Source organism: Pantoea hericii (genome assembly GCF_014155795.1).
Taxonomy (GTDB): Bacteria; Pseudomonadota; Gammaproteobacteria; order Enterobacterales; family Enterobacteriaceae; genus Pantoea; species Pantoea eucalypti.
Genome location: NZ_SCKV01000003.1, coordinates 76,120 through 97,382 on the forward strand (window position 1 = coordinate 76,120; position 21,263 = coordinate 97,382).

General features: G+C 57.0%; 17 protein-coding genes and 1 pseudogene. 9 read left to right on the forward strand and 9 right to left on the reverse strand.

The genetic code is table 11. The features are described from left to right. Positions 1 to 4 precede the first annotated feature (4 nt). Positions 5 to 1,549 (forward strand): methyl-accepting chemotaxis protein, encoded by a 1,545-nt coding sequence (locus H7K52_RS07430; RefSeq protein ID WP_078804883.1) that lies wholly within the window; start codon positions 5 to 7, stop codon positions 1,547 to 1,549. Here H7K52_RS07430 and H7K52_RS07435 read toward each other — a convergent pair. After that, a complete protein-coding gene (locus tag H7K52_RS07435; RefSeq protein WP_182629887.1) occupies positions 1,546 to 2,511 on the reverse strand; it encodes an AraC family transcriptional regulator in 966 nt (321 codons plus the stop codon). The genes H7K52_RS07430 and H7K52_RS07435 overlap by 4 nt on opposite strands. Before the next feature lie 104 nt (positions 2,512 to 2,615). Between H7K52_RS07435 and H7K52_RS07440 the strand changes: the two genes are divergently transcribed. Beyond that, positions 2,616 to 3,803 (forward strand): MFS transporter, encoded by a 1,188-nt coding sequence (locus H7K52_RS07440; protein ID WP_078804882.1) that lies wholly within the window; start codon positions 2,616 to 2,618, stop codon positions 3,801 to 3,803. Positions 3,804 to 4,015: 212 nt separating this feature from the next. Then, positions 4,016 to 4,225 (forward strand): YdgH/BhsA/McbA family protein, encoded by a 210-nt coding sequence (locus H7K52_RS07445; RefSeq protein ID WP_003855705.1) that lies wholly within the window; start codon positions 4,016 to 4,018, stop codon positions 4,223 to 4,225. A 152-nt stretch (positions 4,226 to 4,377) separates the two neighbouring features. Here H7K52_RS07445 and sbmA read toward each other — a convergent pair whose 3' ends face one another. Continuing rightward, positions 4,378 to 5,619 (reverse strand): peptide antibiotic transporter SbmA, encoded by a 1,242-nt coding sequence (gene sbmA, locus H7K52_RS07450; protein ID WP_008926625.1) that lies wholly within the window; start codon positions 5,617 to 5,619, stop codon positions 4,378 to 4,380. A gap of 275 nt (positions 5,620 to 5,894) precedes the next feature. On the opposite strand from sbmA, the gene H7K52_RS07455 reads away from it, so the two are divergent. Genes H7K52_RS07455 through H7K52_RS07465 form a run of 3 tightly spaced genes read left to right on the forward strand, consistent with a single transcriptional unit; the run spans position 5,895 to position 9,737 of the window. Continuing rightward, positions 5,895 to 6,629 (forward strand): gluconate 2-dehydrogenase subunit 3 family protein, encoded by a 735-nt coding sequence (locus H7K52_RS07455; RefSeq protein WP_008926626.1) that lies wholly within the window; start codon positions 5,895 to 5,897, stop codon positions 6,627 to 6,629. A gap of 2 nt (positions 6,630 to 6,631) precedes the next feature. After that, positions 6,632 to 8,416 carry a GMC family oxidoreductase gene (locus H7K52_RS07460; protein ID WP_182629888.1) on the forward strand — a complete coding sequence of 595 codons (1,785 nt, stop codon included), beginning with the start codon at positions 6,632 to 6,634 and terminating at the stop codon, positions 8,414 to 8,416. A gap of 10 nt (positions 8,417 to 8,426) precedes the next feature. After that, on the forward strand, positions 8,427 to 9,737 hold the full coding sequence (locus H7K52_RS07465) for a c-type cytochrome (protein ID WP_039660692.1): 1,311 nt from the start codon (positions 8,427 to 8,429) through the stop codon (positions 9,735 to 9,737). Positions 9,738 to 9,782: 45 nt separating this feature from the next. Here H7K52_RS07465 and H7K52_RS07470 read toward each other — a convergent pair whose 3' ends face one another. Next, a complete protein-coding gene (locus H7K52_RS07470; RefSeq protein ID WP_008926629.1) occupies positions 9,783 to 11,192 on the reverse strand; it encodes an MFS transporter in 1,410 nt (469 codons plus the stop codon). Positions 11,193 to 11,573: 381 nt separating this feature from the next. Here H7K52_RS07470 and nadS point away from each other — a divergent pair. Next, positions 11,574 to 11,693 (forward strand): annotated as a pseudogene (gene nadS, locus H7K52_RS19015) (NadS family protein); the annotation flags it as partial. 80 nt (positions 11,694 to 11,773) lie between these two features. On the opposite strand, the gene abgT reads toward nadS, so the two are convergent. From abgT to H7K52_RS07490, 3 genes are all read right to left on the reverse strand, one after another. Continuing rightward, complete coding sequence (gene abgT / locus H7K52_RS07480; protein WP_182629889.1) at positions 11,774 to 13,291, reverse strand: p-aminobenzoyl-glutamate transporter; 1,518 nt, start codon at positions 13,289 to 13,291, stop codon at positions 11,774 to 11,776. Positions 13,292 to 13,450: 159 nt separating this feature from the next. Further along, positions 13,451 to 14,893, reverse strand: coding sequence for a M20 family metallopeptidase (locus tag H7K52_RS07485; RefSeq protein ID WP_003855696.1), 1,443 nt, complete (start codon positions 14,891 to 14,893; stop codon positions 13,451 to 13,453). Further along, positions 14,890 to 16,203 (reverse strand): amidohydrolase, encoded by a 1,314-nt coding sequence (locus tag H7K52_RS07490; RefSeq protein WP_182629890.1) that lies wholly within the window; start codon positions 16,201 to 16,203, stop codon positions 14,890 to 14,892. The genes H7K52_RS07485 and H7K52_RS07490 overlap by 4 nt, the downstream gene beginning before the upstream one ends. A gap of 114 nt (positions 16,204 to 16,317) precedes the next feature. On the opposite strand from H7K52_RS07490, the gene H7K52_RS07495 reads away from it, so the two are divergent. Then, positions 16,318 to 17,214 (forward strand): LysR family transcriptional regulator, encoded by an 897-nt coding sequence (locus H7K52_RS07495; RefSeq protein ID WP_003855692.1) that lies wholly within the window; start codon positions 16,318 to 16,320, stop codon positions 17,212 to 17,214. 72 nt (positions 17,215 to 17,286) lie between these two features. Then, on the forward strand, positions 17,287 to 17,724 hold the full coding sequence (gene yjdN, locus H7K52_RS07500; RefSeq protein WP_003855690.1) for a VOC family metalloprotein YjdN: 438 nt from the start codon (positions 17,287 to 17,289) through the stop codon (positions 17,722 to 17,724). A 119-nt stretch (positions 17,725 to 17,843) separates the two neighbouring features. Here the strand turns inward: yjdN and H7K52_RS07505 are convergent, their stop codons facing one another. The 3 genes from H7K52_RS07505 to H7K52_RS07515 form a co-directional block, all read right to left on the reverse strand. Further along, positions 17,844 to 18,710 carry a nucleoside-specific channel-forming protein Tsx gene (locus tag H7K52_RS07505; RefSeq protein WP_033743432.1) on the reverse strand — a complete coding sequence of 289 codons (867 nt, stop codon included), beginning with the start codon at positions 18,708 to 18,710 and terminating at the stop codon, positions 17,844 to 17,846. Between the two features lie 279 nt (positions 18,711 to 18,989). Further along, complete coding sequence (locus tag H7K52_RS07510) at positions 18,990 to 20,345, reverse strand: sensor histidine kinase (RefSeq protein ID WP_003855688.1); 1,356 nt, start codon at positions 20,343 to 20,345, stop codon at positions 18,990 to 18,992. After that, complete coding sequence (locus H7K52_RS07515; protein ID WP_003855687.1) at positions 20,342 to 21,001, reverse strand: response regulator; 660 nt, start codon at positions 20,999 to 21,001, stop codon at positions 20,342 to 20,344. Before H7K52_RS07515 ends, H7K52_RS07510 begins: the two co-directional genes overlap by 4 nt. Between the last annotated feature and the right edge of the window lie 262 nt (positions 21,002 to 21,263).

The window sequence follows — 21,263 nt, forward strand, 5'->3', positions numbered from 1 at the left end:
TTTGATGCGTAACAACCAGCCTGTCTCTCAGCGTGAATATCTGTTCGATGATCATGCGACACTGATGTCGACCACCGATCTCAACAGCCACATCACCTACGCCAACGACGCGTTTATCGAAGCAAGCGGATTCACTGCTGACGAGATCAACGGCCAGCCGCATAACATGGTGCGTCACCCCGATATGCCGCCAGAAGCCTTTGCCGATATGTGGGCGACGCTGAAGCAGGGCGAACCCTGGACTGCGCTGGTCAAAAACCGCCGGAAAAACGGCGACCACTACTGGGTGCGTGCCAATGCCATTCCGGTCGTACGCGACGGTAAAGTGCAGGGTTATATGTCCGTGCGCACCAAACCTACGGCTGAAGAGGTGCGTCAGACAGAAGTGCTCTATCAGGATTTTCGTGAAGGCCGCGCCAGAGGGCGACGTTTTCACAAAGGCCTGCTGGTGCACAGCGGCTGGCGTCGTCCCGCCTCAATCCTGAAGACGCTGCCCCTGCGCTGGCGGATTCGCAGCACGCTGATGGCGTTACTGCCTCTCTCGGTGGCGGGCGTCTGGGCACTGGGCATGACCCACACTGCACTGGCAGGCTTTGCTGCGGGAATGGCTGCGCTGCTTCTGCTCTGCAGTGTGTGGCTGGAGCAGCAGATTTCACGTCCTATTGAGCGGATGTGCAAACAGGCGCTCCGCGTAGCGACCGGTGCCAGCCATCAGGTTGAACAGATGGATCGTGTGGATGAGGTCGGCGTCACACTCCGTGCCATTGGCCAGCTCGGATTGATGTTCCGCTGGCTGGTGGATGATGTCAGCGGCCAGGCGATCAATGTGCTGAGTGCCAGTGATGCCATCGCCCGCAGTAACAACGAACTGAGTCGCCGTACTGAACAGGCGGCGGCTAACGTGCAGCAAACCGCGGCGACCATGAACGAAATGACCGCGACGGTGAAGAGCAACACCGAAACTGCACATGAGGCGAATAGCCTCTCAGCCAGCACCAGTCACGCCGCCAGCAAAGGCGGCGATGTGATGACGGATATGATGGGCATGATGGGCGAAATTGCCGACAGCTCAACGCGTATCGCCAATATAACCAGCGTGATCGACGGCATTGCCTTCCAGACTAATATTCTGGCGTTGAATGCTGCGGTGGAAGCGGCGCGGGCAGGTGAACAGGGTAAAGGCTTTGCAGTGGTCGCGGGTGAAGTTCGCAGCCTGGCGCAACGCAGCGCTAAAGCCGCCAGCGAGATTAAAATGCTGGTTGAAACCAGCAGCAGCCGGGTCAAATCGGGCAATGAGCATGCCAGCGCGGCGGGCCGGACGATGCAGGATATCGTGTCGCAGGTGCAGAATGTCACTGCGCTAATCGCCCAGATCAGTGCCGCTACGGCGGAACAGGCGACGGCGCTCAGCGAGGTCAGCTCAGCAGTAGAAGATCTCGATGATATCACCCATCAGAACGCTGCCCGCGTGACAGAAAGCGCCGAGGCGTCTGGTCGCATGACCCATCAGGCTAACCGTCTGGTGGAAGCGATCAGCGTCTTTCGCTAAGAAGCCAGCGCCTGCGTGCTTTCGCGTCCGGCACGCAGCGCGCCAGGCGACTGACCAACGATCCGCTTAAACGCGCGACTGAACGCCGCAATCGAGCCGTAGCCGAGATGATAGGCCACGGCTTCCACCGCTTCCCCATTGTTCACAATCCGCTGCACCGCCAGCCGCATCCGCAACTCCGTAAGATAACGCAGCGGCGTCATACCGGTGGCATTGAGAAAACGTCCGGCAAACACCGAGCGCGAACAGCCTGCCACGCTGGCCAGTCGCGCTACCGTCCAGTTTTCGCCCGGCTCCCGATGCATCGCGGCAATCGCCTGACTCAGACGCGGGTCGCGCATTGCCTGCACCAGCCCGCTACTCTGGCCGCAGCCGTTTTCTACCCAGCCGCGCACAATCAGCGCGGCAACGACATCCGCCAGACGCGACAGAATGCCGGCAAACCCCGCCTGACGCGTGCGTGACTCCCGCTCCATTGCGGCCAGGATCGGCTGAATCTCCGGATACTGCGACAGCAGAGTGCTCACCAGCATCACATCCGGCATGGTATTGATCAGCGGCTGCATGCCGCCAAGCTCAAACGCCATGCAGGCGCTGAACAGCAGTACGCTGTGCTCGTCCTCACCGGCATCTTCCGGGGCGGCGATGGCGCAGACGCTGTCGCAGAGCGGCTTGCTCGCCATGTTTTTAATGCACTGGCAGTCCGCCTCCTCACTGGAGATCAGGCTGTGCGGTTTACCGTGTGGCACCAGCAGCGCATCGCCGCTGTTGAGCTGAAACACCTCGCCGGAGGCGCTGCGCACCAGCAGTGAGCCACGCCCGACAAAGTGGAACTGCGCCCGGCCCGGTGCGTGCTCGTAGCGCAACCCGAATGGCGCGCTTACCGCGATGCGCTGGTAGTTCACGCCATACAGGCGCATCCCCATCAGCAGTTCACTGGTCAGATCTCCATATTGGCTCATGTGATTCCAGACGAATTATCAAAAATGAAGGTGTAAGCATCATAGATCGTCCTGATGCGACGCTCTATGCTCACACTCACTTTTTTATCTTCCGGAGAAGCAGCATGAGTCTGACAACCGAAGTGGCTGATGAGGTTTCCTCGCCGACCCGTCCCGCGTGGGGTGCGGTATTTGCCATGGCATTTGGGGTGTTCAGCCTCATCACCGCCGAATTTTTACCTGTGAGTCTGTTGACGCCGATGGCGCACAGTCTCGGTGTATCCGAAGGGCAGGCGGGACAGACCGTCACCATTACTGCACTGGTCGCGCTGTTTACCAGCCTGGTGACCGGCAGCGTCACGCGGCGAATTGACCGCCGTATTGTGATGCTGGTTTTTTCACTGTTGCTGATCGCCTCTGCGCTGATGGTGGCCTTTGCGGCTGACCTGACGGTAATCCTGCTGGCGCGGGTGCTGCTGGGTATGGCCATTGGTGGCTTCTGGACACTTTCAACCGCTATCACAATGCGTCTGGTGCCCAGCGATCAGGTGCCACGTGCACTCTCTATTGTGTTTAGTGGTATCTCGCTGGCGACAATTATCGCTACGCCGCTTGGCAGCTATCTCGGTGGACTGGTCGGCTGGCGCAACATCTTTATGCTGACCGCCGGGCTGGGCGCGGTGGCGCTGCTGTGGCAATTCTTTACGCTGCCCGCCATGCCGGCAGAGAGCAAAGCCCGCAACGGCGGGGTGCTGGCACTGCTGCGTATCGGTGTGATGCGGTGGGGCATGCTGGCCGTGATCATGATGTTTACCGGCCACTTCGCCTTCTTTACTTACCTGCGTCCGTTCCTGGAAGGTGTCGCGCAGCTCAACCTCAATCAGCTGTCGCTGGCGCTGCTGGCCTTTGGCGTAGCGAACTTCTTTGGCACCTCGCTGGCCGGTTATCTGGTCACCCGCAGTGTGTCGCTGACGCTGAGTGGCATGGCGCTGTTAATGAGTATCACCGCGCTGCTGCTGGTGAGCTTTGGTGATGTCAGCTGGCTGGTCGGCGCGGGCGTGGCGATCTGGGGGATGGCGTTTGGTTCGATGCCAACCGGCTGGTCTACGTGGATTTCACGCGCGGTGCCGGATGATGCGGAATCGGGCGGCGGTTTACTGGTTGCCACTATCCAGCTGGCGATTACCGTTGGTGCGGCGGCAGGCGGCTGGATGTTTGACCTGCGCGGCGCAGGCGGTGTGTTTGTTGCCAGCGGCGTACTGATGCTGCTGGCTGCGCTAACTATCTTCAGCCGGGTAAGGCATCACGGATAATTTTCTGAAGGCAGCGCGTTATGCTGCCTTTTTTATTGAATCTGGATTATTAACCTTTTGAGTGATAACTGTGCGAAATGTGCTTTTTATCATCAGTTTTATTGAATGAGTTAAGCAAAACCCTCCGCTTTTTACTGATCAACTTCAGGGCTAATATATCTATCAACAAGGCAGCACGCCTTACCTGATAAAAATTAACTGAGGAATTGACCATGAAATCTATCAAAACTTTTGCAGCTGTTATCGCCCTTTCTGTTCTGCCATTCGCCAGCTTCGCCCAATCTGTGACCGCTGTCGACTCTACGCTGGACGGTGCTGAAGCGAAAATCGCTGCGCAGGCTCAGGATGCTGGTGCTTCATATAAAATCACTGAAGCCTACACCAACAACGGCGTTCACATGACCGCTGAGCTGCTGAAATAAGCTGCACTTTACCCTCTGATGCTGACAGGACGCCTTCGGGCGTCCTGGCGGCGTTTCTGCTGAAGTAAAAGATTTTATTTCCAGATTTTGCAAACGAAAAAGCCACTCTGACGAGTGGCTTTTTTATGTCAAAAAACGGCAATCCTCACCCGTTACACGTCTTCCGATGCCTCGCGCATCATCTCATCGTGCGGCACATCATCCAGAATCTGCTCAAAGCTGCGCAGACGCTTGTAGATCGACATCAGTTCGATCAGCGTTGACCAGGAGGCGATCAGATACTGGAACGAGCCGCGTACCTGATCAAACACGTTGGTGATCTGGTTGAGTAAGCCCAGCGTAATCGTGCCCGCGACAATCGACGGGAACAGCAGGAAAAGACCAAACACATTATCGACCTGCAGATAGAGAATGCGGGTGATATTGAAATAGAGATAATGGAAATAGAGTCGGAAGTAGTTAACCCGTACCCGACTGAACAGCTCCTGCACCGTTTGTGGCCCGGCGCGATCGGCATTGTCTTCGCCGTAAACCAGCTCTTTACGGTAGGCGGCTTCAACCCGCTGATTGCGGAACTCCAGCCCCGGCAGCTTAATCCCAACCAGCGCCAGCAACCCGGTGCCGAATACGGACCAGAGCACAGCGGCTATCACCAGCGCGTAAGGAATATTGCCGAGGATCGGAATATCTTTCACATGATGTGACAGCGCGACCAGCACCGGCAAAAACGCGACCAGCGTCATAATCGCCTGAATAAAACTCACCCCCCAGTTTTCCAGCGTGGTTGCAAACCGCATGGTGTCTTCCTGCACACGCTGTGCAGCACCTTCGACATGACGCAGGCGCTGCCAGTTGTGCATGTAGTAGTTATTCATGGCCGTACGCCAGCGGAAAACCCAGTGGCTGATAAAGAAGGAGTTGAGTACGCCAATCACCACCGCGATTAATGCGATGCCGAGAAAAGAGATAACCTCATGGTAAAACTCTGCAATCTGCACCGATCCCGCTTTGGTCAGCGCTTTCTGAATCAGATCGTAGAACGGGCCATACCAGGCATTAATGGCGACACCTACCTGCACGCCAAACCAGGTGACAAAGATGATCAGCGCAGAACCCCACACAGACCAGCGCCGCCAGGGATGCGGATCAATAAGCCGCCAGGCCCCGGCAAAAATAGCTACCATTATCCAGTAATAGAGATAAAACCAGAGCTGACTTGCGGCAATAAAACGCGCCGCCGTCGTTGGGAGGGGCTGCTTCATTGCGGTTTCAAAAGTGGGCCAGATGCCTGGCAGATGGGCGGCAAAGCCGAACCAGGCAAAAATTGCTAATAAGCTCCAGACAGCCGCAGAGCTGAAAAACAGCGCTGGCCGCGGAAAAAAAGACTTAAACATAGGTACTCCGCTGTTGTGTATTGCTTGTTATAACGTTTTTGACGTGTCGCTGTCTGTAGTCTGTTGTTTCTGCTCATGACAGGAAGAAGATAGATGTTAATGAAATTGTGCGATTTTGTTTCTTTGAACTAAATCTTTGTGAATGGCAGTGATACAATATGCAGGTTTGTTACCGGTAACAAGCAGGCGCCACGCCTGTATCTGCTGATAAAAACCATTACAACGCAACCACCACTTTTTCATACCGCCAGTGAGTGCGGGAATGAGGCAATGTCATGTCAGAACAAAAAAAGGGTCATTCACGCAGGGATTTTTTGCTGAAGACAATTACCCTGGCGCCTGCGATGGCGGTAGGCTCCACCGCAATGGGCGCGCTCTCCCTTCCGCTGGCCGCGCAGGCGGCTGAAACCCCGGCCGCACCGCAGCAGGCACGTGATTACCAGCCGAACTGGTTTACCGCCGAAGAGTTTGCCTTTATTACCGCCGCCGTGGCACGCCTGATTCCCAGCGATGAACGCGGACCGGGAGCGCTGGAAGCGGGCGTGCCGGAATTTATCGATCGTCAAATGAATACGCCGTATGCCACGGGATCGAACTGGTATATGCAGGGTCCGTTTAATCCCGACCTGCCGAAAGAGCTGGGCTATCAGCTGCCGCTGGTGCCACAGCAGATTTACCGCCTTGGTCTGGCCGATGCGGATAATTACAGCAAAAAGCAGCACGGCAAGGTCTTTGCTCAGCTCAGCGGTGAGCAGCAGGATGCCTTATTGCAGGCGATGGAGAGTGGCAGCGCGGAATTCAGCCAGCTGCCGGCAAAAGTCTTCTTCAGCTTCCTGCTGCAGAACACCCGTGAAGGCTTCTTTAGCGATCCTATCCACGGCGGGAATCAGGGCATGGTCGGCTGGAAGCTGATCAACTTCCCTGGCGCTCGCGCCGACTTTATGGATTGGGTAGAGCGCGGCGAACGGTATCCGTTCCCGTCAGTGTCGATTCGCGGAGAGAGAAGCTAAGCATGGCAAACGAAATGAAAAAAGTGGATGCGGTCATTGTCGGCTTCGGCTGGGCAGGCGCGATTATGGCGAAAGAGCTGACTGAAGCGGGCCTTAACGTACTGGCGCTGGAGCGCGGGCCGCATCGTGATACCTATCCCGATGGATCCTATCCGCAGTCCATTGATGAGCTGACCTATAACGTCCGCAAAAAGCTCTTCCAGGACCTCTCCAAAAGCACCGTGACGATTCGTCATGACGCTTCTCAGACGGCGGTACCTTATCGCCAGCTGGCGGCATTTTTGCCCGGCACCGGGACCGGTGGCGCAGGCCTGCACTGGTCAGGCGTCCATTTCCGTGTTGATCCCGTTGAGCTGCGGATGCGCAGCCATTACGAAGAGCGCTACGGTAAAAACTTCATTCCGGAAGGCATGACGATTCAGGATTTTGGCGTCAGCTACGATGAACTGGAGCCGTTCTTCGACAAGGCGGAAAAAGTCTTTGGCACCTCAGGCAGCGCCTGGAGTATCAAAGGTAAAGTGGTCGGCAAAGATAAAGGTGGTAACCCGTTTGCGCCCGACCGCTCAGATAACTTCCCGCTGCCCGCGCAGAAGCGTACTTACTCGGCGCAGTTGTTTGCTCAGGCGGCAGAGTCAGTGGGTTATCATCCTTATGATCTGCCCTCCGCCAATACGTCAGGTCCGTACACCAATACCTATGGCGCGCAGATGGGGCCGTGCAACTTCTGCGGTTACTGCAGCGGCTACGCCTGCTACATGTATTCCAAAGCGTCGCCGAACGTCAATATCCTGCCCGCGCTGCGTCAGGAGCCGAAGTTTGAGCTGCGCAACAACTCCTATGTACTGCGGGTCAATCTCAGCGATGACAAAACGCGTGCCACCGGCGTGACCTATGTGGATGGACAGGGCCGTGAGCAGGATCAGCCCGCAGATCTGGTCATTCTTTCCGCCTTCCAGTTCCACAATGTGCATCTGATGCTGCTGTCGGGCATTGGCAAACCGTACAATCCGATTACCAACGAAGGCACTGTGGGCCGTAACTTCGCCTATCAGAACCTCTCTACGCTCAAGGCGCTGTTTGATAAAAACACCACCACCAATCCGTTTATCGGTGCGGGTGGTGCAGGCGTCGCGGTGGATGATTTCAACGCGGATAACTTCGACCATGGGCCACTGGGCTTTGTCGGCGGTTCGCCATTCTGGGTCAACCAGGCGGGCACCAAACCGATCTCTGGCCTGCCAGTGCCTGCGGGTACGCCTAACTGGGGCAGCAAATGGAAAGCGGCGGTAGCGGACACCTACACGCATCACCTGTCGATGGATGCGCATGGCGCTCACCAGTCCTATCGCGCCAATTACCTCGATCTCGATCCTAACTACAAGGATGCCTATGGGCAGCCGCTGCTGCGCATGACCTTTGACTGGCAGGATAACGACATCAAAATGGCGCAGTTTATGGTCGGTAAGATGCGCAATATTGCTGAAGCGATGAATCCAAAGATGATCATCGGCGGCGCGAAAAAGCCGGGCACCCATTTTGACTCCACGGTGTATCAGACCACCCATATCAGCGGCGGGGCGATTATGGGCGACGATCCCAAAACCAGTGCGGTTAACCGTTATCTGCAAAGCTGGGATGTGCCGAATGTCTTTGTTCCAGGCGCATCTGCCTTCCCGCAGGGACTGGGTTACAACCCGACCGGCATGGTGGCGGCGCTGACTTACTGGTCAGCCAAAGCGATTCGCGAACACTACCTGAAAAACCCCGGCCCACTGGTGCAGGCATAAGGATATGGCGATGAAAAATAGCATTCTGGCTCTGATTCTTGGCTCCCTGACGTTTGCCGCACTGGCGGAGAGCAACCAGGACGATCTGGTTAAACGGGGTGAGTATCTGGCGCGTGCCGGGGACTGTGTTGCCTGCCACACCAGCAAAGGCGGCGCGGCGTTTGCCGGTGGTCTGCCGATGGCGACACCCATTGGTACCATCTACTCCACCAACATTACGCCCGATCGCGACACCGGCATTGGTGAATACAGCTACGACGACTTCCAGAAAGCGGTGCGTCACGGCGTAGCGAAAAACGGCGAAACGCTCTATCCGGCGATGCCCTATCCCTCCTACGCCGTGGTCAGCGATGAAGACATGAAGGCGCTTTACGCTTACTTCATGCATGGCGTTGCGGCGGTTAATCAGCCAAATCGGGAGAGCGACATTCCCTGGCCGCTATCGATGCGCTGGCCGCTGGCGGTCTGGCGCGGGATTTTTGCGCCCGACGTGAAAGCATTCCAGCCTGCAGCAGAGGAAGATCCGGTGCTGGCACGCGGTCGCTATCTGGTTGAAGGACTGGGCCACTGCGGGGCCTGTCATACACCGCGTAGCATCACCATGCAGGAGAAGGCGCTGACTAACGAAGAGGGCAGCGACTATCTGGCGGGCAGCAGTGCACCTATTGATGGCTGGACCGCCAGCAACCTGCGCGGCGATAACCGCGATGGGCTGGGGCGCTGGAGCGAAGACGATCTGCGTCAGTTCCTGCGTTATGGCCGCAACGACCAGACTGCCGCGTTCGGTGGCATGACCGATGTGGTGGAACACAGTCTGCAGCACCTGAGCGAGTCTGATATCACGGCAATTGCGCGCTATCTGAAGTCACTGGGTGCGAAAGATCCCCATCAGGCAGCGTTCAGCGTGGATGATGCCACGGCAAAAGCGCTGTGGCGTGGTGATGACAGCCAGACGGGTGCTGCAACCTACGTTGACAGCTGCGCGGCATGTCATAAAACCGATGGCAGTGGCTATAAACGCTTCTATCCAGCGCTGCGCGGTAATCCGGTCGTTCTGGCGGACGATCCCACCTCCCTGATCCATATCGTGCTGGTGGGCGGGCAGTTGCCTGGCGTGAATGGCGCGCCGTCGACCATTACTATGCCAGCATTTGGCTGGCGTCTGAACGATCAGCAGGTGGCGGACGTGGTGAACTTCGTGCGCAACAGCTGGGGCAACACGGCGTCGAAACAGGTCAGCGCGAAACAGGTCGCTGAGCTGCGTAAAGATGAGAAAGATCGGCTGGGCAGTGCGGATATCAGCGTACTGGAAGGTAAATAACCGACAGTAACAGAGGCCGTCATCAACAGGATGACGGCCTTTTTTTTAAATATTCTCCAGATCGATTCCGCGTGTTTTCGGCCCGTAAATCCCTACCGACAGCATCACCATCACCATGCTCAGCACGATAAAGGTGATTACGCCTGGCGTGCCGGCATACTGCAATATCACCCCAATCAGAATACTGCTGAAGACCGTAGAAAGGCGACTGAAGGAGTAGCAGAAGCCGACTGCCCGCGCGCGGATATGGGTCGGGAAGATCTCGGTCTGGTAGGCGTGGAAGCTGAAGGTCAGCCAGGCGTTGGACCAGGTGATCAGGAAGCCGCAGAGAATCAGCAATACTGGCTGCGTCTGGAAGGCGAACAGCGTGCCGAACACCACCGTCATCAGCGACGACAGGACGATCTGCCACTTATTCTCCAGCTTGTCAGCGTAGCGGCTGCAGATCAGCGAACCGAGCGGATAGGCCAGCGTGATGAAGAAGGCATAAAGCAAACTGTGCGTCACCGTGGCACCGTTGCCTGACAGCAGCGCAGGCAGCCAGTTACCAAAGCCGAAAAAGCCGATCGCCTGGAAAAAGTTCATCACCACCAGCATCAGGGTGCGCTTGCGGTAAGCGGGTGACCATATCTCGCTGAAACGCCCTCGTTTTGGCAGCTGCCCTGCGGCGTCATCGGGCTGAACAGCGGGGCCAGCCGGGATACCACAGCGCTGCTCCATCGTGGACAATACCTGATGCGCCTCCTGATGACGGCCCTGCTGCGCCAGCCAGCGTGCCGACTCCGGCAGATTTCTGCGCACCAGCCAGATCACCAGTGAACAGACCGCGCCTGCGATCACCACCCAGCGCCAGCCTTCAAGACTGAGCAGCGTTTGCGGAATCAGCCACCAGGACATCAGCGCCACGGCGGGTACCGACAAAAACTGCACGAAAAAAGAGAAGGCAAAGGCGCGGCTGCGAAGATGGGTCGGCACCCACTCCGACAGATAGGTGTCAATGGTCACCAGCTCGACGCCCAGCCCGATCCCCACCAGGAATCGGAACAGAATAATCATCTCCGCACTCTGCTGGAACGCCATCAGCAGTGAAAACAGCCCATACCACAGCAGCGCACACATAAAGGTCAGACGGCGACCAAAGCGGTCAGCGTAGGGCGCCAGCAGGCTGGCACCGAAAAACAGGCCGAGAAAAGTGGCCGAGGCGAATGCCGCCTGATCGGAGAAGCCCAGCACGCCTGCCGCGCCGGTGTGAAATACGCCTGCGGATAGCAGGCCGGTGCTGATATAGCCGGTTTCAAACAGGTCATAAAGCTCAAAAAAACCGCCCAGCGCCAGCAGCGTAATAAAGCGCCACAAACCGGTGGAGGAGGGCAGCGCATCAACCCGTGCGGCTAAGCTGTTGCGGGCCGCCGATGAAGCGTGCAGTGGCGGCAGGCTGGTGGAGGTAGTGGTCATTTCAGCATGAACCTCAGGCAGTGTGGAGACGACTCGCAGCCGGTCAGATAAGGACTAACAGAGTTAACCGTTAGCAAGCGAAGAAATAGCAGAATAATCAATTCATCCGCCGTTGCCGAGCGGGGTGTTGCTGACGATTTAGCAATGTACGTTGCAGGTTTTGCCATCTGTGGCGCACGTACTCCGGCAGCGACGACTGGAGCAGGATCTGCATGCCGCAAATTCCGGGCTGTCTCTCAGCCCGGTCACGTGAGGGCAGGTCCGCATGGATGCAAATGGCGTCCTTGCGCTAGCATAGTCCCGCTTTGTGACACTTTCTTCACGGACGCGGAAAAAGCTGAGCTGAAGAAGCAGACCCAATTACGGAAAGATGAGGTTAACGTGAGTTTTTTTGACGAGCTGAAAGCATCGCTGGAAGAAGCTGTTGAGATCAAAAACGGCGTCCGGGTGCCTGGTCGTGTTACGCGCTATACGGTGGCCGATGTGAAGGCTATTCGGGCACTCAACCCATGCCCCGATATCCCCCAGCCGGAAAAGAGAGAAAGCGCCACCGATAATGCCTGCATCGGTGGCACTGAGACTTAAGGCAGTTTCGGCCAGACACCCGGCCCAATTGGCAGATCCAGCAGATACCACACCATCAGCAGCGCTATCCAGCTGATAAAGAACACCAGCGGATAGGGGAAAATCAGCACGTAATAGGTGCCGAGCTGCGCATCTTTCTGATAACGCTGCAAAAAGGCCAGGAACAGCGGCAGGAAGGGCGACATGGGTGCCAGCGGCAGTACGGCGGAGTCAGCGATGCGGAAAATCATCTGAGCGAAGGCGGGATGAAAGCCGAGCAGCATAAACATCGGCACAAAGACCGGCGCCAGAATTGACCAGATTGCTGAGCCGCTGGCGATAAACATACAGAGAAACGCCGACAGGAACATCAGGCCCAGAAAGGCGGGCGCGCCGCTGACGCCTGCGCTTTCCAGCACATCGGTCAGCCCGATTGCCATGAATTTTCCCATGTTGCTCCAGTTGAAGAACGCCACGAACTGCGACAGCGGAAACACCATCACAATAAAGCCCGCCATGCCCTTCATCGGATCGACCAGCAGCTGCGGGATATCATCCGGACGGCGGATCTGCCGTGTCACCACGCCGTAAGCAATCGCCACCACAAAGAAGAACAGAATGATGATGGGCACAATGCCCTGAATAAAAGGCGAAGGAATGATGGCGCCGGTGGTGGGATTGCGTAGCGGTGCATTTTCGGGCACCACCAGCAGCGCCATCAGGGCGATAAACAGCAGCGCGGCGATCCCGGCAGCCCGCAAACCGCGGTTCTCCAGAGGCGTCAGTGCCGCCAGCTTCTCACCGTTGCCCTGCCACTGCGGCAGGCGCGGCTCGACGAATTTATCAGTGAGCAGCGCGCCCACTATCGTCAGCACAATCACCGAGGTCGCCATAAAGAACCAGTTGTCGATGACGCTGACATGCACCGTATCGCTGACGGCTTTAGCCGCTTCGGTGCTGATGCCCGAGAGCAGCACATCGGTGGTGACAATCAGCAGATTGGCGGTAAAGCCAGAGGCGACGCCGGCAATGGCCGCCAGCAGGCCTGCAACCGGATGACGGCCCACTGCCAGGAAGATCAGCGCACCAAGTGGCGGCATCACCACCAGCGCAGCATCCGAGGAAATATGGCTGAAGAAGGCGATAAACAGCACCATATAGCTGGCGTAACGACGGCTGACGCGCGACGCCATCTTCACCATCAGTGACTGTAGCAGGCCGACTTTTTCCGCCAGACCGGCACCAATCACCAGCGCCAGAATCGATCCCAGCGGGGTGAAGCTGCTGAAGTTTTTGATGATATTGGGCAGGATCCACTGAATGCCTGCGACGCTCAGCAGGTTGTTCACCCGCACCATTTCACCGTTACTGGGGTTCTTTACCGCCAGATCCAGTGCACTGATAATGGCGGTTGCCACCATCAGCACCACGATCAAATAAACAAACAGTAAGAACGGGTTGGGCACTTTATTGCCCACACGCTCGATCCAGCTGAAGAGCCTGCCGGGGCTTCGGTTCTCGGATGTTGCTTCCATGGTATGGGTTCTCGTCTTGTGTTTCCCCTATCGGCGCAGGCCCGGTCTGGCGTCGGTCATGGTATATGACCGACGGTGAGTTCAGAGTCGGCTCCGCTGAAGCAGGGATGTGTTTGCACTATTTTTATAGTGGTCCGTGTCAGAGACACGGCCGGTGGCTCATTCGGCCAGTTTTGTTGGTGTGATCCCCGCCGGGATCGGACAGATATAAGGCTGCGCGGCGCGCACCCGTTCAAACTCGGCCCGGCAGCCAGCCAGCGCCTGCGGATCCGTTAGCAGTGTTAACACCGTGGCCGCCATCACTTTGCCTGCCAGAAACATCCCCTTATGCCCGATAGTGGTGCGGCCCTGCGCCACCAGTTGCCAGGTGTGCAGCGGCGTGCCGAAGGTAAAACAGGGCGCAAAGCACTGTGCGGTCGGCGTCACCCAGCTGACATCGCCGACATCGGTGGAGCCATACAGCAGCTCACGCGTAACCGCATAGGGCGCGACCTCATCCATGAACAGCTTATTGCCCAGTTGCGCAGCCCAGGCATGACCGGCTTCGCCACCCGTACGGGCGGCATTGAGCCGGGCGTTGCGCAGATCGTCATCGGTCAGAGTGGCACGCAGTTCCGCCGCAAACGCGCGCTCTTCGTCGCTGTAGTCGGGCAAACCAAACTGATGCAAATAGCGCTCCATGACCGCTTCAAGTGCACGATTAGGCACGTAGTCTGAACAGGCTTTGTCAAAACGCACGGTCAGCGTGGTGTCGGTCATCAGTGCAGCGCCCCTGGCAATGTTAATCACCCGTTCGTAGATCGCCTGCGCCTGCGGCAGTTCCGGGGCGCGAATCAGGTAAAGCACCTCTGCATCGGCCTGCACCACATTCGGTGAAACGCCACCGCTATTGGTGATGGCGTAGTGCAGACGCGCTTCCTGCACGATATGCTCGCGCAGAAAGTTGGCACCGGTATTCATCAGCGTGACGGCATCCAGCGCGCTGCGGCCCAGGTGGGGAGAGTTGGCCGCGTGCGCCGCGATGCCTTTAAAGCTGAACGCCGCCTGGATATTGGCGAGCGTGCGCAAATTGAACATGCCGCTGAAGCCTTCAGGATGCCAGGTTACCGCGGCATCAACGTCGTCAAACAGCCCTTCGCGCACCATAAAAGTTTTGCCCGATCCGCCTTCTTCGCCAGGGCAACCGTAAAAGCGAACCGTGCCGCCCGTGTGATGCTGTTCCATCCAGGCTTTTACGGCGCACACCGCGGCTACACCTGCTGTACCGAGCAGGTTGTGGCCGCAGCCGTGTCCGTTGCCGTTAGCCTCCAGCGGCTGCGGCCGTGCACAGCCCGACTGCTGGCTCAGACCAGCCAGCGCATCGAACTCGCCGAGGATAGCGAGCACCGGCTTGCCGCTGCCCACGCTGGCGATAAAGGCGGTGTCGATGCCACCCACACCGCGTTCCACAGTGAATCCTTCTTTTTCCAGCGCGTCAGCCAGCAGAGCAGAGGATCGGGTTTCGGCAAAACGGGTTTCCGGCGTGTCCCAGATAGCGTCACTGAGCGTGCTGAAGCGGAGCTGATGGCGATCGATATACCCGGCAATAAATGCTTCTATCATCGTGATCCTCCGAACTGTGCCTGATTCAGCGTCAGTGTTGTCAGCAACGTGATGGCGTCTGGCATGACCCGCTCATCAAAGTCGAATTTCGCATTGTGGTGACCCGCCGCCAGTTCACAGCCAAAAATGACGTAAGAGGCCTGACCGCCACGCTGCTTTACGCGCTCCATCATGTAAGTGGCATCCTCCGAACCTGCCGCCTGCGCTTTACGATCGACCACAGAGTCGAATATGCCGAGTGCATCTGCCTGCTGATGGATAAAATCGACCCACGGCTGTGTCGGGGTACAGCTGCGTGCAGCACCCATTAATGAAACCTGCTGCTCAACGCCATACATCGCGGCTGCACCGTCAATCACCCGCAGCGCCTGCTGATAAATATCGTCATTAACCTGATTAGTGACGCCACGGGTTTCGACTTTCAGCAGGGCGCAGTCGGCCACCACATTGCGGCCGGTTCCTGCCTGTAGCACGCCAACGTTAACCCGCGCCACGCCGCCGCTGTGCTGTGTTAAGCCATGCAGCGCCAGCGTCGCCTGTGCGGCAGCCAGCAGGGCGTTGCGACCCTCTTCCGGGCGACCGCCCGCATGAGCACCGACGCCGGTGAAGTGAACATCCAGCTTGGTAGTAGCCAGGAAGCTGTCGCTGCCGCATACCACTTCGCCTGCCGGCACGCCGGTACCGATATGAATTGCGGTGAAACGCTCAACGTCATCGACCACGCCCGCCGCGACCATCGCTTTGGCACCACGCACACCCTCTTCGGCGGGCTGGAAGATCAGTTTGATTGTGCCGCTGAGTTCATCTTTCATCGCCATCAGCACGGAAGCGAGGCCCAGACCAATGGTGGTGTGACCGTCATGGGCGCAGGCGTGCATCATGCCGGCGTTGCAGGAGGCGAACCCTTCACGCTGTGGCAGATGATCGTCGGCCTGGCTTTCATTGAGATCCAGTGCATCCATATCGACGCGAAAGCCCATCACCGGACCGGGGCGACCGGTCTCAAGTGTCGCCACAATGCCGCAGAATCCGCCGGAGAAGTGGCTGATCCACTGCGGTAGCGCGCCCTGCTTTAGCGCGCGCGCCTCCTGCTGCTTCAGTACGGCTTCGTCAGGTAAGCCCATCCGCGCATCGGCGTCGATCACTTCACGGCCCAGCTTCAGTTGATAACCGAGCTTATGCAGTTCTTCTGCGACTAACGTCGCGGTGCGGAACTCCAGCCAGCCCGATTCGGCGTAGTGATGGAAGTCGCGACGCCACTGTTGCAGCTTTGGCAGCAGGGCGCAGACGTGCTCTGAAAGGGGTCTCATCGGCTCTCTCCTCGTTGTTGATTTTTTATGCACTGCATCGAATCTACACAATGGAGTTGGGCGGCATAAGATGCGAATATCTTGTGACTGATAAACAACGGTTATCGAAAAACTATGTCTGCCAATCTCAAACTTCATCAGCTGCGCGCTTTCACTGACGTGGCGCGACAGGGCAGTATCCGGGCGGCAAGCCGACTTTCCGGGCTGTCGCAACCGGCGTTAACCAAAGCGATTCAGGAGCTGGAGCGCGAGTTGGGGGCAAAGCTGTTTATCCGCCGTCAGCAGGGTGTCGTGCTGACCGATATCGGTGATAACTTTTTTCGTCATGCCAGCCTGGTACTGGCAGAGCTGCGGGTCGCCGAAGAGGATATCCAGCAGCGATTGGGGCTGGGCGGCGGTCAGGTGAATATTGGCGTGGGTGGCAGCGTGGCCCGCACCATCATGCCGCAGGTGATAAACCAGTTTCATCGCGAATACCCACTCGTGAAGGTGCGCATTGTTGAAGGCCAGCTGGTCTCAATGGTGCATGAGCTGCGTCAGGGAGCGCTTGATTTCACTATCAATACGTATGACCAGAGCCATCTCGATCAGGAGCTGATGTATGAGCGGGTAATGGAACGCGAGTACAAAGTGGTGGTGCGCAAAGGCCATCCGCTGGAGAAAGCCCGTTCTCTGGCAGAATTACAGCAGGCAGACTGGACGATGCCAACCCCGAAAGGCAGTTACTATCGCTTGCTGCACGATCTGTTTGGCGAGCGCGGCATGGCACCTAAAATCGTGGTGACCTGTGAAACCTTTATGGCCTGCACCAGCCTGGTGGCACAAAGTGATTTCATCAGTATTCTGTCGGTCGACGTGATTGACGATCCCATTCTGGGCCGTTCGCTTGTGGCACTGTCGCTCGATGACCCTTTGCCGAAAGCGATCTTCTATCTGATTCAGCGCAAAGACACGACGCTGACCCCAATGAGCAGTTATATGGCACAACTCTTTCGCCGTTATTGTCAGTAAAATCAGTACGTAAAGTCGATCGTCTACACTGTTAAGGTACTGAAAAAATCCAACCGACAAATAGAGGTTACGATGCAAGTTAGTCCTTATCTGTTTCTCTATGGCCGTTGTGAAGAGGCTATCGACTTTTACCTGCAGGCAACCGGTGGAGAGTTACTCTCTAAAATGAAATTCGGTGATATGCCGGATCAGGGTGAGCAGGTCGGCGATGAGTCCGCAGCGCCACAGCCGCCAGAAAAGATCATGCATGCGCAATTACGCATTGGTGACGGTGAGCTGATGCTCAGCGATGGCAATACCGAACAGCCTCCAGCGTCAGAGCATGCGGGTTACGCGGTCAGCCTCTCTACCCATGATGTTGAAAAGGGCAAAGCCTGGTTTGAGAAATTATCGGCAGGCGGCAAAGTGACGACGCCATGGCAGGAGACGTTCTGGTCGAACGGATTCGCGATGTTCATTGATAAATTCAACATTCCATGGCGCATCAATGTTGAGAAGCCGCAGAATTAAATGCAGAGCAGATGCAGTGCTTATCAGATTAGCCTGCAGCTGAAAAGCTGGCCCTGATGCGTGATGTCCTGGGCCAGCTCACCGACTAAACGGGCGGTTGTTGCAACCGCCCGCTATTATCAGAAGTTATAACCCGCCACCAGGTAGTAACCCCAGCCGGTCGATTTCACTTCAAACGGACCCTTGCCGAAGTTCAGCTCCTGGCCATCCGCCCACTGTCCGCCGTTATGGAAGTAACGCGCCACCGCAGAGAAGTGCCAGTGATCGTAACCCAGGGACAGAATGTGGCTGGAGGCAATAGAGTTGCTGGTGCGTGATGAACCGCCTTTCTCATTGAGATCGGAACCCCAGTCGAAGTTGGTGAAGCCCACATAGCCCAGGTTACCACCCCACAGCGTGGTGATTGGCACGAAGTATTTCACCTTAAAGCGATAGCCATCCCAGCTGTTTTCGTTCGCCGCGCCGTAGTTTTCCCACTGATATTTGGCATAGACGTTCAGCGACAGGCCGACATCGCTGTGCGTATCGATATCGGTGCCCAGACCCATGTACCAGGTGTTCTGGCGGTTATCGCTGTTACGGCCCATGTCGTAAATGTAGTTGTTGGCGAAATACCACTCTTTGAACGGGCCAAAGGCCAGGCTGGTGCCGGTCAGCTTGTCGATAGAGAAGCGTGGTTCAATCTCCATAAACATCGGTGAACCGTGGTCGAACACGCCATTGGCATTGCTGTTGCCCACGCCGAAGAAGTTAGGCACGTCGAGATAGCCGTAGAAATCAAACCAGTCTTTCCTGGCAAACGCTTCATATTCCAGATAAACGTCGTTGTTAAACTGCGGTCCGAAACGCGTGTGGTAACTACCGACCACGTTTACGCTCTGATGCCACCAGTCGGAGACATACTGCGGATCGCTTTCCGCTGCCTGCGCAGCACCACTCAATGAACATGCCAGCACGGCACCTGCTATCAACGTTTTATATTTCATTATTATCAGCCACATGCTTTTGACCGCCGCACAGCAGACGCAGTCAGAGAAAAATCGGTCCCTTGATGGGAATGAGGGTTTCACAGCAAATAACAGCCAGTTCTTCAGCCCGCGTAGCGTGCCTGTAACAGATCGATAGAAAATAGATTTTGCTCACGTTTGTCAAAAAGTGTTGCATTACAATTCAGCTAAAATGTGATGAGCTTCACAATAACGGCGTGGATCGAACGGAACCAGGCAACCGTTTACGTTGTCTGGTTCGTGATCAAACAGCGGGAATCAGGGAAGTGTAACGCGAACCTGCAAACCACAAATTGCACCCTGTGGCGAGAGGCAATTGGAAAGGGCGACGTGAATCTGATGCTTTTGAGCGACGTTGCGCACAATGGATAATCCCAGGCCGCTACCCTGGGCTTTAACGTCAGGCGAACGGGTAAAGCGATCAAATGCGCGCTCGATAAAGGATTCCGGCATGCCCGGCCCGTTATCCACAATATCGACCACGGTCTTTCCGGCAACCCGATGCAGCAGTACATCGACCAGGCTACCTTCCGGGGTGTGTAGCATGGCGTTACCAATCAGATTATCGAACAGGCTTCGCAGCTCGGAACGGCTGGCCTGCAGACGGTACTGCGTGGAGCCATTAAAGCCGATATCGATGCCGCGTTTATCCGCCACGACCATCAGCTGCTCAATGCTCTCTTTCAGCAGATCTTCCAGTTCGATATGCTCAACGCTGGCGACCACGCTCTGGTCATCCTGGCGTGAGACATTGAGTAATTGCGTGACCAGGTGACGGGTACGTGTCACGCCCGCTTCCAGCTGGCTGAACTGCCGGCTCGCTTCGCCTGGCTGAATATGCTGACGCAGGTTTTCCAGCTGTAACGTCACGGCCGTTACCGGCGTGCGCAGTTCATGAGCGGCATCTTCCAAAAACTGACGCTGTGACGACCAGGCCTCACGCAGTTTACTCAGCAGCGAGTTATAGGCGGCCACCAGCGGCAGGATCTCATCCGGTAAACCTTCCGGTGAGACGTTGTGCGGATGATGCGTCTCCTGCGCGGCAATCTGACGCGAAGCGACCTGCAGATCACGGGTGATCTTGCGTACGACCAGCCAGATCACCAGCAGCGACAGCGGCATCATCAGGATCATTGGAATGATCGCTGACAGCGCCCGTTTGACCATCAATGCCTTCATGTAGCTGAGATTGTGCATCACCTGAATGGTTTTAATCTCACTGCCAGGCAAGCCGGGCCGGGTATAGATGCGCCATTCACAGTCGTCGCACTGACCGATATGGACGTCGCGATAGCCACGCTGGTTTTGCAGCGGGGCCTGCAGCTCCGGCCATGAGCTGGCGCGCAACTGGCCCTGATCGTCCCATAGCTGCACCACAAAGGCGCTTTTCGCCTTGTCAGGCGCAATAAGCATCGGCATCAGGGCGGGCATCTGTTTATTGGTGGACCAGGCATCCGCGATTTTGGCCAGCTGATCGTCCTTCATGGTGCCGACCATATCGCCGTAGCAGCTGAAGAAATACCAGGTGACGCCACCGATCATCAGCAGATGAATAATCAGCAGCGTAGAGAGTAATTTGTTGCGCAGTGAGCGCATAAAGCGAAAAGGTTTCATATTGCCGGCACCCGCCAGCCCAGACCGCGCACGTTGCGGATCACGTCGTTATCCAGCTTGCGGCGCATCCCGTGGATCAACACATCCACCGCGTTGCTGCTGACTTCATCGCCCCAGCCATAGATACGGTTTTCCAGCTGCTCGCGTGACAGAATAGCGCCCGGCCGCTCCAGCAGGGCGTAGAGCAGGGCATATTCGCGCGCCGTAAGCTGCTCACGCTGGCCTTTGTAGAGCACTTCACGGGTCATCATATCCAGCTGCACATCGCCGCTGCCCAATACGGAATCTGCCGCGCCGTGGCTGCGTCGGGTAATGGCGCGCATCCGGGCCATGACTTCCTGTAAATCGAACGGTTTAAGCAGGTAGTCGTCAGCACCGCTGTCGAGTCCCTGAATCCGCTGCGCCACCGTGTCGCGTGCAGTAAGAATGAGTACTGGCGTCGCGTCGCCGCGCCCGCGCGCCCGGCGCAGGACCTGCAGGCCATCATCCCGTGGTAAGCCGAGATCGAGCAGCACGCAGCTGTAGCCGCCTTCGCTCCAGGCGTTCTGGGCATAGACGCCATCGCGCACCCAATCCACCGACCAGCCCGCGCCCTGCAGTGCCTGCTGCAGGTTAGCGCCGATCATTTCATCATCTTCAACCAGTAACACGCGCATGGCTGATCTCCTTCATAAAGATAAGAGAGAGTTTACTCATCAATTGTTAGGCCAGAATTATCCTTCCGCCGTCATACTTCGCACTATGGCGGCGTTGGCTGCGACTTACCGCCCAGGTCACTGACTGATGTCAGCTCTCTGGGACGGCTGCGTCTGGCCGCCTTGCTACAGCACGAATTATTTTGGCGGACCGCAGCCGTCATACTTCGCACTGTGGCGGCACTGGCTGCTTTTGCTCACCCCATTCACTGACTGATGTCAG